Source organism: Tranquillimonas alkanivorans (genome assembly GCF_900115595.1).
GTDB classification, from domain to species: domain Bacteria; phylum Pseudomonadota; class Alphaproteobacteria; order Rhodobacterales; family Rhodobacteraceae; genus Tranquillimonas; species Tranquillimonas alkanivorans.
This window is the reverse complement of record NZ_FOXA01000008.1, coordinates 40,497-55,913: the sequence shown is the minus strand read 5'-3', so window position 1 is coordinate 55,913 and position 15,417 is coordinate 40,497. Positions and strand designations below refer to the sequence as shown.

The following is a 15,417-nucleotide window of genomic DNA, read 5'->3' as shown; positions in this document are numbered from 1 at the left end:
TGCTGCAAGCCCGCTATGCGCGTCCTGCATGGCGAGGAGGGTCAGGCGACGGCGTGCTCATCCTTGAGGCGCTTGCGGTGCGCGATGATCTCCTCGGTGACGAAATCGCGGAAGGCGGCGATGCGCTTGGATTGGCGCAGCTCTTCGGGATAGGCGAGGAACACCGGGACCTCGCCCGACTCGTAGTCGGGCAGGACGCGGACGATCGAGGGGAAATCCTCGATCACGTAGTCGGGCAGCACGCCGACGCCGAGGCCGGCAATCACCGCCTGAAGCGCCCCGAAATAGTTGTTCACGGTCAGCATCGACGGGATGTCGTAGGTCAGAAGCTCCTGCACCATCCGGGCGCCGGCCGAAACCTGCGCCGACGAGGTGTTCTGGCAGATCAGCCGGTGGCGGTTCATGTCCTCGAGCCGCTCGGGCGTGCCGTTCTGCGCCAAGTACTCGGGCGACGCGTAAAGCCGCATGCGCACGGTCATCAGGCGGCGGCGGATAAGGTCGGCCTGGCTGGGCTCCTTCATGCGGATGGCGACGTCGGCCTCGCGCATCGGCAGGTCGAGCACGCGTTCCTCGAGCATCAGGTCGATCTTCAGATCGGGGTACTTCTCGTAAAGCGCGGGCAGGCGCGGGGCGAGCCATAGCGATCCGAAGCCGGTGGTGGTGGTCACCCGCAGTTCGCCGAACACCTCTTCCTCGCTGTCGCGGATGCGCGCGGCGGCGGCGTCGACGCGGCGTCGCATGGCCGAGGTCGCGTCGAACAGAAGCTCGCCCTGTTCGGTCAGGATCAGGCCGCGGGCGTGCCGGTGGAAAAGCGTCGTGTTCAGCGACTCCTCGAGCGCGCGGATCTGGCGCGACACCGCCGACTGCGACAGGTGCAGCGTCTCGCCGGCATGGGTAAGGCTGCCGGCATCCGCCACGGCGTGAAAAATCCTGAGCTTGTCCCAGTCCATGAGGGGCCGTTTCTTTCGATATCCGCTATATTTGGCTCGCAGCAATAAGGGGACCATATCAGAGTTTGCAAACAGTCTCGTTACATCCGAATCATTTTTGTCCCCTTACAGCGCGAACGGGCGACACCGCGCGTGTCGGACCGGAACGCGGAGGCCGCGCCGGGGAGGGCCCCGGGACATCTTCGGTCTGGAAATATCCCGGGGGCCGCCGCAGGCGGCGGGGCAGAGCCCCTCGACACCTGCCACACGCACTGCCGCGATGGACTTTCCGCGCCGCGCCGCCTAATCCCGGGGCCGGAGCCGGAAGCGGCTTGAACGGGTGGACAGGTGCGGGCAGTTCCTCATGGCGGTCGGGATCTTCGATAGCGGGCTGGGCGGGCTTTCCGTCCTCGACGCGGTGACGCAGCGTCTGCCGCGGGTCGACTTCGTCTATCTGGGCGATAACGCGAACGCGCCCTACGGCGTGCGCGACGCCGAGGATATCTATGGGCTGACGACCGCCGGCGTGCAGCGCTTGTTCGACGCGGGCTGCGACCTGGTGATCCTGGCCTGCAACACGGCCTCGGCCGCGGCTTTGCGGCACATGCAGGAGGCGTGGATCCCGCCCGGCAAGCGCGTTCTGGGCGTCTTCGTCCCGCTGATCGAGGCGCTGACCGAGCGGCATTGGGGCGACAATTCTCCTCCGCGCGAGGTGGCGGTCAAGCACGTGGCGCTCTTCGCCACGCCGGCCACGGTGTCGTCGCGTGCCTTCCAGCGTGAACTGGCCTTCCGCGCCATCGGCGTGGATGTCGAGGCGCAGTCCTGCGGCGGCGTCGTCGATGCCATCGAGGAAGGCGACATGATCCTGGCCGAGGCGCTGGTGCGCAGCCATGTCGACGCGCTCAAACGCAAGATGCCGCACCCGGATGCCGCTGTTCTGGGCTGCACGCATTACCCGCTGATGGAAGAGGTCTTCCAGGATGCGCTGGGACCCGAAGTCTCGGTCTTCTCGCAGCCCCGGCTGGTCGCGTCGAGCCTGGCCGATTACCTCGACCGGCATCCGGACCTGCTGGGCCGGGGCGAGGCCGCGTTCCTGACCACCGGCGATCCGCGGCGGGTGTCGGACCAGGCGACGCGCTTCCTGCGACGACGCATCACCTTTCAGTCCGCCTGAATTCACGTGACAACGGCATCCTCGGGACCTTTCAAGGGCTTCGGGGGCGCGAGGAGACAGACCATGACGCACAAAGTCGCCATTCTGGGCGCGTCCGGCTATACCGGGGCCGAGCTTGTCCGGCTGATCGCCACCCATCCGTCGATCGAGATCGCCGCGCTGACCGCCGACCGCAAGGCCGGCATGACGATGTCCGAGACCTTCCCGCATCTGCGCCATCTCGACCTGCCGGTGCTCCAGCGGATCGAAAGCGTGGACTTCGCGGGTATCGACCTGGTGTTCTGCGCGCTGCCCCACGGGACCACGCACGAGATCGTGGCGTCGCTGCCGCGCGAGGTGAAGGTGGTGGACCTCTCGGCCGGCTTCCGCCTGCGCGACCTTGCCGCCTACGAGAAGTGGTACGGCGCGCCGCATGCCGCGCCGGAGTTGCAGGAAGAGGCCGTCTATGGCCTGACCGAGTTCTACCGCGACGACATCCGCACTGCGCGGCTCGTGGCCGGAACGGGCTGCAACGCCGCGACCGGGCAGTTCGCTCTGTGCCCGCTGATCAAGGCCGGGGTCATCGACCTTGACGAGATCAACATCGACCTCAAGGCCGGCGTCTCGGGCGCCGGGCGGTCGCTGAAGGAAAACCTGCTGCACGCCGAGCTGTCCGAGGGTTACCACGCCTATGCCGTCGGCGGCACGCACCGGCACCTGGGCGAGTTCGACCAGGAATTCTCGCGCCTCGCCGGGCGGCCGGTCGAGGTGCAGTTCACCCCGCACCTGATGCCCGCCAACCGCGGTATCCTCGCCACCGTGCACGTGCGCGGCGAGGCCGAGGAGATCCACCGGACGCTGAGCGCCGCGTACGCGGGCGAGCCGTTCGTGCAGGTGCTGCCCATGGGCCAGCATCCCTCGACGCGGCACGTGCGCGGGTCGAACTTCGTCCATCTGGGCGTGGTCGGAGACCGGCGGCCCGGGCGGGCGACGGTGATCGCGGCGCTCGACAACCTCACGAAAGGCTCATCGGGGCAGGCTTTGCAGAACGCCAACCTGATGCTAGGCGAAGAAGAGACGGCGGGCCTGATGCTCGCTCCCGTGTTCCCGTGAGGCGGCGATGAAAGGTCTCAAGAAGAAGCGTCGGATTCAGATCATCCTCGTGGCGGTCGTCGCGCTGGCGATCTCGACCGCGCTGATTGGCTATGCCATGCGCGACGGGATCAACTTCTTCATGGCGCCGTCGCAAGTGGCCGAGGCGCCGCCGGCACCGACCGAGGTGTTCCGCATCGGCGGCTTGGTCGAGGAAGGGACCCTGGTGCGCGGGCAGGGCGAGACCATCACCTTCAGCGTGACCGATGGCGCGGCGAGCGTGCCGGTCGCCTATACCGGCGTGCTGCCCGACCTTTTCGAAGAGGGTCAGGGCATGGTGGGCACCGGTCGTTATGTCAACGGCACCTTTGAAGCCTCTGAGATCCTTGCAAAACACGACGAGACCTACATGCCGAAAGAGGTCATCGACGCGTTGAAGGAGCAAGGGGTGTACGAGGCACCGGACGGTCAGGTCCCGCCATCTTAATCCTTTGGCCGCAGCCTCAATCGCGCTTCAATATGCGTGAAAGGGCTGTGGCATGCGTACCGTCGAAGACATTGCCGACGAGATCCTCGCCCGGGAGGGCGGCTTTTCGAACGATCCCGATGATCCGGGCGGGCCGACCAAGCACGGCGTGACGCTGGGCACGCTGCGTCGGCTGGGCATCGACCTGGACGCGGACGGTGACGTGGACACCGAGGACGTCAAGCTGCTGTCGCGCGACCGGGCGCGGGACATCCTGATCCAGCATTTCTATCGACGACCACGTATCGACGACCTCCCCGCCGATTTGCGCCCGAGCGTCTTCGACATGTACGTCAATGCCGGTACGCAAGCCGTTGTCATACTTCAGAGACTTCTGAACGAGATGGGCCAGAGGATCGCCGTGGACGGGATCATCGGGCCCGAGACCATCGGCGCGGCCGAACTCGCGCAGGCGGCCGCCCCGCGCCACTTGGCCGACGCCTATGGCATCGCGCGGCGGAACTACTACTACGCCCTGGCCGACCGCCGACCGGCGAGCCGCAAGTACGTTGTGCGCCGCGACGGAGGGAAGGGAGGCTGGATTCGGCGGGCCGAGGATTTCATCTCGCCCCGCTACCACCTGACCGAGGACGAGCATGCCGAGCGGGTGTCGGCATGGGGCTGATCGAGCGGGTGATGTCACTGGCCTTCGGCACGGGCGCGACCGCGCTCCGCGAGACGGCGCATGTGTTTCGCGAGAACGCCGAGAACCGGGCGGTGCGCGAACTGGAACTGAGCGAGGCCGCGCTGGCGCAGTTCGCCGCCGAGTTCGCGGCGCGGCGACGAGGCCGCTTCGACCGGTTGATGGATGCGGTAAACCGTCTTCCGCGCCCCGCGCTGGCGCTGGGGACGCTGGGGCTGTTCGTCGGCGCGATGGCCGATCCGGTCTGGTTCGCGGCGCGGATGGAGGGCGTGGCGCTGGTGCCCGAGCCCTTATGGTGGCTGATGGGGGCGGTCGTGTCGTTCTATTTCGGCGCGCGTCACCAGGCGAAGGGGCAGGAGTTCCGGCGCGCGCTTGCCGAGAGGGCGCTGGCGGCGCGGAAGCTGCAAGGCGAGCGCAACGCCGCGCTCGAGGATTGGCGGCGCGGAAATGTATGACCTTTTGCTCAAGCTCGTGTCCGAGCACGGGCCGTGGGTGCTGCTGGTGTTCTACCTGCTTTACCGCGACCTTCAGAAGGACGAGGCGACGCGCGCCTCGCTCGACAAGAACACCGAGGTGCTGATCGAGATGACGACATTGATCCGCGAACGGCTGCCGCGGGAGCGGGCGGCATGATCCGTCGCGGGGTGGCGCGGCTGGTGCGGTGGACCCTGTGCGGACGCGGCCTGGCGCGGGCGGTGGAGCGGAACCGGGCGGCCGCGGCGGCCATGCTGGACGCGGTGACGCGGGAGCTTTCGGGGCCGTAGAACCGCGCGATTGGCGTGGTGGCGCAGTCTCTGCCGTGGCAGACCGTTGAGAAGCATTTGCGCCCGCGGCGCCGGTCTGGCCCGAGGGGGCGGAGTGAAGCGGCGCGAGTGACAGCTTTCGGCCCCGCGTCCCTTGCGGGTGCGACATGGTGCGCGGGCCATTGTTGCCGCGGGGTGCGGGGTCTATCCTGCGCGGCATGATCGTAGAACTCGGCCACTTCGCCCTCGTCCTCGCCTTCGTCGTCGCCATCGTGCAGACGGTCGTGCCCATGATCGGCGCGCAAAAGAACTGGCGCGGCTGGATGGCCGCGGCCGAGCCGGCGGCGAACGCGCAATTCCTGTTCCTGGCGTTCTCGTTCGCGGCGCTGACCTATGCTTTCGTGACCTCGGACTTCTCGCTCCGGCTGGTGGTCGAGAACAGCCACACGCTCAAGCCCATGCTCTACAAGGTGACGGGCGTGTGGGGGAACCACGAGGGCTCGATGCTGCTGTGGGTGCTGATCCTGGCGCTCTTCGGCGCGGGCGCGTCGTGGTTCGGCGGTGGGCTGCCCGAGCGGCTGAAGGCGCGAGTTCTGTCGGTGCAGGCGGCGATCGGCGTGGCCTTCCTGGCCTTCATCCTGTTCACCTCGAACCCGTTCCTGCGCGTGGCGGTGCCGCCCTTCGACGGGCAGGACCTGAACCCGCTGCTGCAGGACCCCGGGCTCGCCTTCCATCCGCCGTTCCTCTACCTCGGCTATGTCGGGCTTTCGATGTCGTTCTCGTTCGCCGTCGCCGCGCTGATCGAGGGGCGGGTCGACGCCGCCTGGGGCCGCTGGGTGCGGCCGTGGACGCTGGCGGCCTGGCTGTTCCTGACCATCGGCATCGCGCTGGGATCGTGGTGGGCGTATTACGAGCTGGGCTGGGGCGGTTTCTGGTTCTGGGACCCGGTCGAGAACGCCTCGTTCATGCCCTGGCTGATCGCGGCGGCGCTGCTGCACTCGGCCATCGTGGTCGAAAAGCGCGAGGCGCTGAAGAGCTGGACCATCCTGCTGGCGATCCTGGCCTTCGGGTTCTCGCTGATCGGGACGTTCATCGTGCGCTCGGGCGTGCTGACGAGCGTGCACGCCTTCGCCAACGACCCCGACCGGGGCGTCTTCATCCTGATCATCCTCGGAATCTTCATGGGTGGAGCGCTGACGCTTTATGCCGCGCGGGCGGGCGCGATGGAGGCCAAGGGCGTGTTCGGGATGCTGAGCCGCGAATCTGCGCTGGTGGCCAACAACGTGCTGCTGGCGGTCGCGGCCTTCGTGGTCTTCATCGGCACCGTCTGGCCGCTGGTGGCGGAACTGGCCTTCGACCGGAAGCTGTCGGTCGGGGCGCCGTTCTTCAACGCCGCGTTCACGCCGTTCATGGTGGTGCTGGCGATGATCCTGCCCATCGGTGCGATGATGCCGTGGAAGCGCGCGAGGATGGGGCGCGTGATGAAGCCGCTCTGGGGCGTTCTGGCGCTGAGCGTGGCGCTTGGCGCGCTGGTCTGGGCGGTGCAGACGGGTCGGTCGGCGCTGGCGCCGGTGGGCGCGATCCTGGCGGCCTGGCTGGTGCTGGGCGCGGCCGTGGATGTCTGGTCGCGGACCGGGCGCGGCGGACTGGCTTCGAAGGCCGGCCGGCTGGCGCGGCTGCCGCGGGCCGACTGGGGCAAGGCCGTGGCGCATTCGGGCCTGGGCATTACCCTCTTCGGGATCGCCGCGATGACCGCCTGGCAGGTCGAGGATATCCGGGTGGCGCAGGTCGGCGCGCCGTTCGAAGTCGCCGGTTACGAGGTCACGCTTGAAGGGGTCGAGCGTGTGCAGGGGCCGAACTACATCTCGACTATGGCCGAGATGACGCTCGCCCGGAACGGGCGCGAGGTGGCGCGGCTTTATCCCGAGAAGCGGGACTATCCCGTGGCGCGCATGCCGACGACCGAGGCCGCGATCGACAACGGCGTGTTGCGGGACCTCTATGTCGTGATCGGAGACGCGCAGGACGCAGGCGGCTGGGCCGTGCGGATCTATATCAAGCCCTTCGCCAACTGGATCTGGGCCGGCGCGATCATCATGGCGCTCGGCGGGGTGCTCAGCCTGTCGGACCGGCGCTACCGCGTGGCCGCGGGCGCGCGCAAGCAGGCGGTGCGGGACGGGGTGCCGGCGGAATGAAACGGCTGATCCTGATCCTCTGCCTGCTGGCCGGGCCGGTCCTTGCCGTCCAGCCCGACGAGATCCTCGACGACCCGGCGCTGGAGGCGCGGGCGCGCGAGCTGTCGCAGGGCCTGCGGTGTCTCGTCTGCCGCAACGAGAACATCGACGAGTCCAACGCCGACCTGGCGCGCGACCTGCGGCTTCTGGTGCGCGAGCGGCTGGTGGCGGGCGACACCAACGACGAGGTGATCGCCTACGTCACCGACCGCTACGGCGAATACGTCCTTCTGCAGCCCAATGCCCGCGGCGCGAACCTGATCCTGTGGGGCGCGGGGCCGGCGATGCTGGTGCTGGCGATGGTTCTGGCGGGCTTCTACGTGCGTCGGCGGCGGCGCGCCGAGGCCCCGGCGGACGACCTGAGCGAGGCCGAGAAGGCGCGACTGGACGAGATCCTGAAGTCCTGACGGGGCGTTCCGCTTTCTCCCGGGGCAGGCTGGGGTATCTATGGGGCGAGACGAGGACGAGGAGAGCCCCATGGAGTACCAGACCATCCGCCTGGAGGAGAGCGACGGGCTCGCCATCCTCACCCTGAACCGGCCCGACAAGATGAACGCGCTGAACTCGCAGATGCGGGCCGAGCTCCTGCATGCCGTGAAGGAGGCCGCGAAGTCGGCGCGGGCGCTGGTGATGACCGGCGAGGGACGGGCCTTCTGCTCGGGCCAGGATCTGGGCGACGGCGGCAACGCGGCGAGCCTCGACCTGGAGCGGACGCTGAGGGACGAGTACGAGCCGATGCTCAAGGCGATCTTCGACTGCCCGATCCCGACCATCGCCGCCGTCAACGGCGCGGCGGCCGGGGCGGGAGCGAACCTGGCGCTGGCCTGCGACGTGGTGATCGCGGCCGAATCGGCGGTCTTCGTGCAGGCCTTCACCCGCATCGGGCTGATCCCGGACGCCGGGGGCACGTACTGGCTGCCCCGGCAGATGGGCTTCGCCAAGGCCATGGGCGCGGCACTGTTCGCCGAGCCGATCACGGCGCGGCAGGCCTCGGACTGGGGAATGATCTGGGAGGCGGTGGCCGACGAGACGTTCGACGCGCATTGGCGCGGCCGGGCCGCGACGCTGGCGAATGGCCCCACCGTCGCCTATGCCCACGTGAAGGAGGCGCTGCGGCAGTCGTTTTCGAACGACGTGGACGGGCAGCTTGCGCTCGAGGCGCGGTTGCAGGGCGATTGCGGCCAGACGCGGGATTTCCGCGAGGGCGTGCTGGCGTTCCTGGAGAAGCGGGCGGCCTCCTACGAGGGGCGGTGACGTTTCCTGAATGAGCGCCTTGCGGCGCACGCTTCCGATTGGCGCCGGGCGATGCCCGGCGCGACGCCTCCGGCGGGAGTATTTCCAGCAAGAGGAACCCCCCCGCGGCGCGGTTTCTTGCGCCGGGGCGTGGCGGGTGCTAGACGAGCGGCATGACCGAGCTGGCCATCATTCGCTGCATCATTACCCGCTGATCCGTCGGCGGGCCGGTCTTTTCGTCTTCATGTCGAGGTGATACGCCCGCCGCGGACCCCGCGAAGGGACGAGACATGACCGAGATCAGGCTTCACAACACCAGGACGCGCGCGAAGGAGGTCTTCGAGCCGATCGATCCGGGGAACGTGCGGATGTATGTCTGCGGGCCCACCGTCTATGACCGGGCGCATCTGGGCAACGCGCGGCCGGTGATCGTGTTCGACGTGCTCTATCGCCTGCTGCGCGAGGTCTACGGGCCGGATCACGTCAGCTATGTCCGCAACTTCACCGACGTGGATGACAAGATCAACGCGCGCGCCGCCGAGAGCGGGCGGTCGATCGGCGAGATCACCGAGGAGACCACGCGCTGGTACCTCGAGGACATGGGTGCGCTCGGCACGCTCGAGCCCGACCACATGCCGCGCGCGACCGCCTATATCCCGCAGATGATCGCGATGATCGAGGACCTGATCGCGAAGGGCCACGCCTATGAGGCCGAGGGGCACGTGCTGTTCGCGGTGGAGAGCTATCGCGACTATGGCCGGCTGTCGGGGCGGACGGTCGAGGACATGATCGCCGGCGCGCGGGTCGAGGTCGCGCCCTACAAGCGCAACCCGATGGACTTCGTGCTGTGGAAGCCGTCCTCGCCGGACCTGCCGGGCTGGGACAGCCCCTGGGGCCGGGGGCGGCCGGGCTGGCACATCGAGTGCTCGGCCATGTCCTTCGAGCTGCTGGGCGAGAGCTTCGACATTCACGGCGGCGGCAACGATCTGATGTTCCCGCACCACGAGAACGAGATCGCGCAATCCTGCTGCGCCCATCCCGAGGGGCAGTTCGCGCGGGTCTGGCTGCACAACGAGATGCTGCAGGTCGAGGGGCGGAAGATGTCGAAGTCGCTCGGCAACTTCTTCACCGTGCGCGACCTGCTGGACCAGGGCGTGAGAGGCGAGGTGATCCGCTTCGTGTTCCTCTCGACCCACTACCGCAAGCCGATGGACTGGACGGCGGAGAAGGCGAAGGAAGCCGAGGCGACGCTGCGCAAGTGGTATGCCGCGGTGGACGGCGTGGCGCCGGGCACGGTGCCGGCGGCGGTGCTGGAGCCGGTGGCGGACGACCTGAACGTCCACGGGGCGCTGACGGCGATGCATGAGTTGTATCGGGCGAAGGATGTGGAGGGGCTGGCTGCGGCGCTGACGCTGCTGGGTTTCCTTGACGGCGGGGTGCCGCTTTGGGCCAAGGAGTCGCCGGTGGATGCCGGGGTGAAGGAGCTGGTGGACACGCTGGTGGCGGAGCGGACGGCGGCTCGGAAGGCGAAGGACTTCGCGCGGGCCGATGCGTTGCGCGACGGGTTCGCGCGGGCCGGGGTGATCGTGAAGGACACGCCCGAGGGGGCCGTGTGGGAGCTGGCGACGGATTTCGACCCGGCGGCGCTGGAGGGGTTGCGGTGAGAGGGGTGACACGCCTCGTGCACCCGGCCGGGTGCGGGAGGGGGGCTGTCTGCCCCCCGCGTCCCGGCGGGACGCCCCCCCGAGGATATTTATCGAACAAAGATGAGGGGGAAGCAGGAGCATGACGGAGCGATTGTTCCTGTTCGACACGACGCTGCGCGACGGGCAGCAGACGCACGGTGTGCAGTTCTCGACGCCCGAGAAGCGCAAGATCGCCGAGGCGCTGGACGCGCTCGGGGTGGATTACGTCGAGGGCGGATGGCCGGGGGCGAACCCGACGGATTCGGAGTTTTTCGAGGAGGCGCCGGCGCTGCGGGCGACCTTCACCGCCTTCGGGATGACCAAGCGGGCCGGGCGGTCGGCGGCGAATGACGATGTGCTGGCGGGTGTGCTGAATGCGGGCACGCCGGCGGTGTGTCTCGTGGGCAAGACGCATGATTTCCACGTCGAGACGGCGCTGGGGATCACGCTGGAGGAGAACCTCGAGAACATCCGCGCCTCGGTCGCGCATTGCGTTGACGAGGGGCGCGAGACGCTGCTCGACGCCGAGCATTTCTTCGACGGGTGGAAGGCGAACCCCGACTACGCGCTGAAATGCCTGCTGGCGGCGCTGGAGGCCGGGGCGCGGTGGATCGTGTTGTGCGACACGAACGGCGGGACGCTGCCGCGCGAGGTGGGCCGGATCGTGTGCGAGGTGATCGCGGGCGGGGTGCCGGGAGACAAGCTCGGGATCCACACCCATGACGACACGGGCAACGCGGTGGCGAACACGCTGGCGGCCGTCGATGCGGGCGCGCGGCAGGTGCAGGGCACGCTCAACGGGCTGGGCGAGCGCTGCGGCAACGCGAACCTGACGACGCTGATCCCGACGCTGCTGCTCAAGGAGCCGTACCGCAGCCGGTTCGAGATCGGGGTGACGGAGGAGGCGCTGGCGCGGCTGACGCGCACCAGCCGGATGCTCGACGACATCCTGAACCGGGTGCCGCTGCGCACGGCGCCCTACGTCGGTGCCTCGGCCTTCGCGCACAAGGCGGGGCTGCACGCGAGTGCCATCCTGAAGGATCCGACGACCTACGAGCATGTCGAGCCGTCGCTGGTGGGCAACGCGCGCATCGTGCCGATGTCGAACCAGGCGGGGCAGTCGAACCTTCGGATGCGGCTTCTGGACATGGGGCTGGAGGTCGAGAAGGGCGATCCGGCGCTCGGGCGTATCCTGGAGGAGGTGAAGGCGCGCGAGGGGCAGGGGTATTCCTACGACACCGCGCAGGCCTCGTTCGAGCTGGTCGCGCGCGAGGCGCTGGGGCGGCTGCCGCATTTCTTCGAGGTGAAGCGCTATCGCGTGACCGTCGAGCGGCGGAAGAACAAGTACAACCGCATGATCTCGCTCTCGGAAGCGGTCGTCGTCGTGAAGGTGGGCGAGGAGAAAATGCTGTCGGTCAGCGAGTCGATGGACGAGACCGGCAGCGACCGGGGGCCGGTGAACGCGCTGGCCAAAGCGCTGGCCAAGGACCTCGGGCCGTATCAAGGCTATATCGACGACATGCGGCTGGTGGACTTCAAGGTGCGGATCACTCAAGGAGGGACCGAGGCCGTGACGCGCGTGGTGATCGACAGCGAGGATTCCACCGGCAAGCGCTGGTCCACCGTGGGCGTGTCGCCCAACATCGTGGATGCCTCGTTCGAGGCGCTGCTGGACGCGATCAACTGGAAGCTCGTGCGCGACGGTGCGCCGGAGCGGCCGGCGTGACGCTGCAGGCCTGCGCCGAGCTGGTGGAGCGGGGCGATCCCGACCGCTTCCTCGCCGCGATGGCGGCGCCCCCGGCGGCGCGGGACGTGCTGTTCCCGGTCTATGCCTTCAACCTCGAAGTCGCGCGCGCGCCCTGGGTGACGCAGGAGCCGATGATCGCCGAGATGCGTCTGCAGTGGTGGCGGGACGCGCTGGAGGAGATCGCCTCGGGCAGCAACGTGCGGCGGCACGAGGTCGTGGGGCCGCTGTCGGAGGTGCTGGACGCCGAGGGCGCGCGGCTGCTGGACGATCTGATCGAGGCGCGGCGGCGGGATATCGAGGGCGAGCCGTTCGAGGACGAGGCGGCGTTCTGGGCCTATCTCGACGCCACCGCCGGGCACCTGATGTGGGTGGCGGCGCGGGCACTGGGAGCGGCCGAGGACGACCAGCCGGAAGTGCGGCGCGTGGCGCAGGCGCAGGGGCTCGCGAACTGGTTCCTGGCGATCCCGGAACTCGAGGCGCGGGGGCGGCGACCGCTCGCCGACGGGCGCGGCGAGGCCGTGCAGCGTCTGGCGCGCGAAGGTTTGCAGCAGCTGCGCGGGGCGCGGGTGAGCCGGGTGGCCCGGCCGGCGGTGCTGCCCGCGTGGCGGGCCGGGGCGCTGCTGGGCCAGGCGGCGGAGGAGCCGGGGCGAGTGGCCGAGGGGCGGCTGGTTCAGTCCGAGTTCGCGCGCCGGGCGGGGTTGATGCGGTTCGCGTTGATCGGGCGGTGACAAAGGTCTTCTGAAGAGCTTTGTCAAATCCCTTCTGAAGGGATTTGCGCCAGCAGTTGCCCGCGGTTCAGGCGCCCTTCGGGCGCATCACCAGCCAGATCAGCGCGCCACCGGCCAGGGCGAGGAACGGCGCCATGGCGAGGTTGACGGCGGTCCAGCCTTCCTGCGCCGTCCCGCCCGAGCAGTTCATCAGCCCGCCCGAAGCGAGCGAGGCGACGGTGACGCAGCCGAAGACGATCATGTCGTTCATGCCCTGCACGCGGCCCCGCTCTTCCGGGCGGTGGGCGCCGGCGAGCATGGTGGTCGCGCCGATGAAGCCGAAGTTCCAGCCGAGGCCCAGGAGGACGAGGGCGAGGAAGAAGTTCTCGACCTCGACCCCGGCCAGGCCCACGCCGCCCGCGGCGGCGAGGATGACCAGACCCGTGGCGACGATCTTCTCGACCCCGAAGCGGGCGATCAGGTGACCGGTGAAGAAAGAGGGGGCGAACATGGCGAGCACGTGGCCGGTGACCACGTCGGCGGCGGTGTCCTGTTCGAACCCGCACCCGACGACGGCGAGCGGCGTCGAGGTCATCACCAGGTTCATCAGGGCGTAGCTGACCATGGCGCAGATGATCGCGACGGCGATGCGCGGGGTCTTCAGCAGTTCAAGCCGGGTGCGGCCCTTGGGGGCATCCTCGTCCGGGACCGGTGGCTTGGGGATGTCGAGCGCGAGGAAGAGCAGCGCGCCCACGGCGTTGACGGCGATGACGGCGAGGTAAGTGCCCAGGAACGGCACCACCATCGCGTCGGAGGTGGCCTTGACCAGTTGCGGGCCGATGACGGCCGAGACGAGGCCGCCGGCCATGACGTAGGAAATCGCCTTGGGCCGGAACGACTCGCTCGCCGTGTCGGCGGCGGCGAAGCGGTAGAAGCCCTGCGCCGACATATAAATGCCGGTCAGGAGCGAGCCGAGCAGGAACAGCGGAAAGTTCGCGTTTACCAGCGCAATGGCGCCGATCGTGGCGCCGGCCGCGCCCCCGGCCGCGCCCGTGAAGAAACCGGCACGGCGGCCGAAGCGCTGCATGAGGGACGCCAGCGGCTGCGCGCTGAGCATCGAGCCCAGGACGATCAGCGAGATCGGGAGCGTCGCGAAGCAGACGTTGGAGGCCAGCGACTGCCCGGCCAGCCCGCCCACGACGAAGATCATCGGCATCTGCGCGCCGAGGAAGGCCTGCGCCGCCACCAGGATGGCGACGTTGCGGCGGGCGCGGACATCCGTTCCGCTGGAGTAAGTCGCATCGGTCATGCTGTTCCGATTATCCCTGCGGAAAGAGGAAGAAAACCCTCATTCGACGCGGTCGATGAGATGGGCAAAGCTGCCCGAGACGGAGCCCCGGATCAGCCCCATCGGCGGCAGGCGCGTGCCCTCGGCGTCGGTGGCGGCGAAAAGGCGCGGGCCCTTCTCGTGGATCACGGTGGCATAGTGGAACTCGTGCGCAGCCCATGTCCCGGCGAAGGGACCGGCGGCGGCCTCGACGCGGCGGTAGCCAAGGTGCAGCTTGCGCTCGGCGAAGCTGGTGGCCAACGGGAGCAGCCCGGCCATCCGGTGCGTGCGTCCCTGCGCGTCGGTGAGCGTCTCGCCGAGGGTCATGTAGCCGCCACATTCTCCATAAATCAGAGCACGTTGGGCGGCGGTCTTGAGAGATGCGATGAAGGCCTGCGCGGCGGCGAGGCGGCCTGCATGGAGTTCCGGATAACCGCCGGGAAGGTAGACCAGGTCGGCCTCGGGCACCGGGTCGTCGGCCAAGGGCGAAAAGGGCGCGATCTCGGCCCCGGCGGCGTGCCAATCGTCCATCAGGTGCGGATAGGCGAAGGCGAAGGCGGCGTCGCGGGCCACGGCGATGCGCTGCGCCGGGGGTGGTGTGCGCGGGGCCTCCGGAGCGGGGGGCAGCGGTTCGGCAAGGGCCAGCAGGGCGTCGAGGTCGACGGCCCGCTCGATCGCGTCGGCGGCAAGGTCGAGGAAGGCGTCGAGGTCGGCGCGCTCCTCGGCCTGCACGAGCCCGAGGTGGCGCGACGGATGGGCGAGGTCGGGTTGCCGGCGCAATGCCCCGATGACCGGGATCGGCAGGGGCGCGAGGGCGCGGCGCAGCATCGCCTCGTGCCGATCGGAGCCCACGTTGTTCAGAATCACCGCGCCCACGTCGACGTCGCGGTCATGGGCGGCGAATCCGGCGACCAGTGGCGCGGCGGACTGCGCCATGCGGCTGGCGTCGAGGATCAGCGCCACGGGCAGGCGCAGCTGGCGGGCGAGGTCGGCGGTGGCTCCGCGCCCGTCGGGCGGCGCGCCGTCGTAAAGGCCCATCGCGCCTTCGACGATCAGCAGGCCCTGTCCGCTGGCCAGGCTGCGCAGGCGGGCGGGGGTCATGGCCCAGGCGTCGAGGTTGAGGCAAGGGCGGCCGCAGGCGGCCTCGTGAAAGCCGGGGTCGATGTAGTCGGGGCCGGACTTCGCGCCGCGCACGGTGACACCGCGCCGTGTCAGCGCGCGCAGCAGGCCGAGCGTGATCGTCGTCTTGCCGCTGCCGGAGGCGGGAGCGGAGAGGATCAGGCCGGGCATGGGGCGCGTGGGAAATCGTCGGACATTACGGTGCGGGAGGGGCACATTCGCCTGACGTATGAGGGGGCTGCCTGCCCCCTCTGGCCCTGCGGGCCATTCACCCCCGGG

The 15,417-nt window shown here is 69.0% G+C and carries 16 protein-coding genes; 13 read left to right on the top strand and 3 right to left on the bottom strand.

Annotated elements, in window-relative coordinates:
• Positions 1-41 precede the first annotated feature (41 nt).
• Positions 42-950, bottom strand: coding sequence for a LysR family transcriptional regulator (locus BM162_RS11265; RefSeq protein WP_093421800.1), 909 nt, complete (start codon positions 948-950; stop codon positions 42-44).
• A 343-nt stretch (positions 951-1,293) separates the two neighbouring features.
• On the opposite strand from BM162_RS11265, the gene BM162_RS11260 reads away from it, so the two are divergent.
• The 13 genes from BM162_RS11260 to BM162_RS11205 all read left to right on the top strand — a co-directional run bounded on the left by BM162_RS11260 (position 1,294) and on the right by BM162_RS11205 (position 12,713).
• Positions 1,294-2,103: a glutamate racemase gene (locus BM162_RS11260; protein ID WP_093421798.1), complete on the top strand. Its 810-nt coding sequence runs from the start codon at positions 1,294-1,296 to the stop codon at positions 2,101-2,103.
• Between the two features lie 63 nt (positions 2,104-2,166).
• Entirely contained in the window at positions 2,167-3,195 is a 1,029-nt protein-coding gene (gene argC / locus BM162_RS11255; protein ID WP_093421795.1) for an N-acetyl-gamma-glutamyl-phosphate reductase, read from the top strand.
• A 7-nt stretch (positions 3,196-3,202) separates the two neighbouring features.
• The gene (gene ccmE, locus BM162_RS11250) at positions 3,203-3,661 is read left to right on the top strand and encodes a cytochrome c maturation protein CcmE (RefSeq protein ID WP_093421793.1); all 459 of its coding nucleotides are present in this window, start codon (positions 3,203-3,205) and stop codon (positions 3,659-3,661) included.
• Between the two features lie 52 nt (positions 3,662-3,713).
• Positions 3,714-4,325: a holin-associated N-acetylmuramidase gene (locus BM162_RS11245; protein ID WP_093421790.1), complete on the top strand. Its 612-nt coding sequence runs from the start codon at positions 3,714-3,716 to the stop codon at positions 4,323-4,325.
• A complete protein-coding gene (locus tag BM162_RS11240) occupies positions 4,316-4,798 on the top strand; it encodes a holin family protein (protein ID WP_093421788.1) in 483 nt (160 codons plus the stop codon). The genes BM162_RS11245 and BM162_RS11240 overlap by 10 nt, the downstream gene beginning before the upstream one ends.
• The gene (locus BM162_RS11235; RefSeq protein ID WP_093421786.1) at positions 4,791-4,976 is read left to right on the top strand and encodes a hypothetical protein; all 186 of its coding nucleotides are present in this window, start codon (positions 4,791-4,793) and stop codon (positions 4,974-4,976) included. Before BM162_RS11240 ends, BM162_RS11235 begins: the two co-directional genes overlap by 8 nt.
• On the top strand, positions 4,973-5,107 hold the full coding sequence (locus BM162_RS23475; protein ID WP_281243786.1) for a hypothetical protein: 135 nt from the start codon (positions 4,973-4,975) through the stop codon (positions 5,105-5,107). Before BM162_RS11235 ends, BM162_RS23475 begins: the two co-directional genes overlap by 4 nt.
• A 197-nt stretch (positions 5,108-5,304) precedes the next feature.
• On the top strand, positions 5,305-7,281 hold the full coding sequence (locus BM162_RS11230; RefSeq protein ID WP_093421784.1) for a heme lyase CcmF/NrfE family subunit: 1,977 nt from the start codon (positions 5,305-5,307) through the stop codon (positions 7,279-7,281).
• Positions 7,278-7,727 carry a cytochrome c-type biogenesis protein gene (locus tag BM162_RS11225; protein WP_093421781.1) on the top strand — a complete coding sequence of 150 codons (450 nt, stop codon included), beginning with the start codon at positions 7,278-7,280 and terminating at the stop codon, positions 7,725-7,727. The genes BM162_RS11230 and BM162_RS11225 overlap by 4 nt, the downstream gene beginning before the upstream one ends.
• A gap of 70 nt (positions 7,728-7,797) precedes the next feature.
• On the top strand, positions 7,798-8,574 hold the full coding sequence (locus tag BM162_RS11220) for an enoyl-CoA hydratase-related protein (protein WP_093421779.1): 777 nt from the start codon (positions 7,798-7,800) through the stop codon (positions 8,572-8,574).
• Between the two features lie 269 nt (positions 8,575-8,843).
• The gene (cysS, locus tag BM162_RS11215) at positions 8,844-10,217 is read left to right on the top strand and encodes a cysteine--tRNA ligase (protein ID WP_093421777.1); all 1,374 of its coding nucleotides are present in this window, start codon (positions 8,844-8,846) and stop codon (positions 10,215-10,217) included.
• Between the two features lie 121 nt (positions 10,218-10,338).
• Positions 10,339-11,964 carry a citramalate synthase gene (gene cimA, locus BM162_RS11210; protein WP_093421775.1) on the top strand — a complete coding sequence of 542 codons (1,626 nt, stop codon included), beginning with the start codon at positions 10,339-10,341 and terminating at the stop codon, positions 11,962-11,964.
• Entirely contained in the window at positions 11,961-12,713 is a 753-nt protein-coding gene (locus tag BM162_RS11205) for a squalene/phytoene synthase family protein (protein WP_093421773.1), read from the top strand. The genes cimA and BM162_RS11205 overlap by 4 nt, the downstream gene beginning before the upstream one ends.
• A gap of 67 nt (positions 12,714-12,780) precedes the next feature.
• Here the strand turns inward: BM162_RS11205 and BM162_RS11200 are convergent, their stop codons facing one another.
• Complete coding sequence (locus BM162_RS11200; RefSeq protein ID WP_093421770.1) at positions 12,781-14,001, bottom strand: MFS transporter; 1,221 nt, start codon at positions 13,999-14,001, stop codon at positions 12,781-12,783.
• A 39-nt stretch (positions 14,002-14,040) separates the two neighbouring features.
• Positions 14,041-15,309 (bottom strand): cobyrinic acid a,c-diamide synthase CobB, encoded by a 1,269-nt coding sequence (locus BM162_RS11195; protein WP_093421768.1) that lies wholly within the window; start codon positions 15,307-15,309, stop codon positions 14,041-14,043.
• Between the last annotated feature and the right edge of the window lie 108 nt (positions 15,310-15,417).

Excerpts from the sequence above, each read along its gene's own strand:
- cysS (WP_093421777.1), top strand. The coding sequence starts at position 8,844 with ATGACCGAGATCAGGCTTCACAACACCAGGACGCGCGCGAAGGAGGTC.
- BM162_RS11260 (WP_093421798.1), top strand. The coding sequence starts at position 1,294 with ATGGCGGTCGGGATCTTCGATAGCGGGCTGGGCGGGCTTTCCGTCCTC.
- BM162_RS11245 (WP_093421790.1), top strand. The coding sequence starts at position 3,714 with ATGCGTACCGTCGAAGACATTGCCGACGAGATCCTCGCCCGGGAGGGC.
- argC (WP_093421795.1), top strand. The coding sequence starts at position 2,167 with ATGACGCACAAAGTCGCCATTCTGGGCGCGTCCGGCTATACCGGGGCC.
- BM162_RS11230 (WP_093421784.1), top strand. The coding sequence starts at position 5,305 with ATGATCGTAGAACTCGGCCACTTCGCCCTCGTCCTCGCCTTCGTCGTC.
- BM162_RS11220 (WP_093421779.1), top strand. The coding sequence starts at position 7,798 with ATGGAGTACCAGACCATCCGCCTGGAGGAGAGCGACGGGCTCGCCATC.
- ccmE (WP_093421793.1), top strand. The coding sequence starts at position 3,203 with ATGAAAGGTCTCAAGAAGAAGCGTCGGATTCAGATCATCCTCGTGGCG.
- BM162_RS11240 (WP_093421788.1), top strand. The coding sequence starts at position 4,316 with ATGGGGCTGATCGAGCGGGTGATGTCACTGGCCTTCGGCACGGGCGCG.
- BM162_RS11265 (WP_093421800.1), bottom strand. The coding sequence starts at position 950 with ATGGACTGGGACAAGCTCAGGATTTTTCACGCCGTGGCGGATGCCGGC.
- BM162_RS11235 (WP_093421786.1), top strand. The coding sequence starts at position 4,791 with ATGTATGACCTTTTGCTCAAGCTCGTGTCCGAGCACGGGCCGTGGGTG.
- BM162_RS11200 (WP_093421770.1), bottom strand. The coding sequence starts at position 14,001 with ATGACCGATGCGACTTACTCCAGCGGAACGGATGTCCGCGCCCGCCGC.
- BM162_RS11195 (WP_093421768.1), bottom strand. The coding sequence starts at position 15,309 with ATGCCCGGCCTGATCCTCTCCGCTCCCGCCTCCGGCAGCGGCAAGACG.
- BM162_RS23475 (WP_281243786.1), top strand. The coding sequence starts at position 4,973 with ATGATCCGTCGCGGGGTGGCGCGGCTGGTGCGGTGGACCCTGTGCGGA.
- BM162_RS11225 (WP_093421781.1), top strand. The coding sequence starts at position 7,278 with ATGAAACGGCTGATCCTGATCCTCTGCCTGCTGGCCGGGCCGGTCCTT.
- cimA (WP_093421775.1), top strand. The coding sequence starts at position 10,339 with ATGACGGAGCGATTGTTCCTGTTCGACACGACGCTGCGCGACGGGCAG.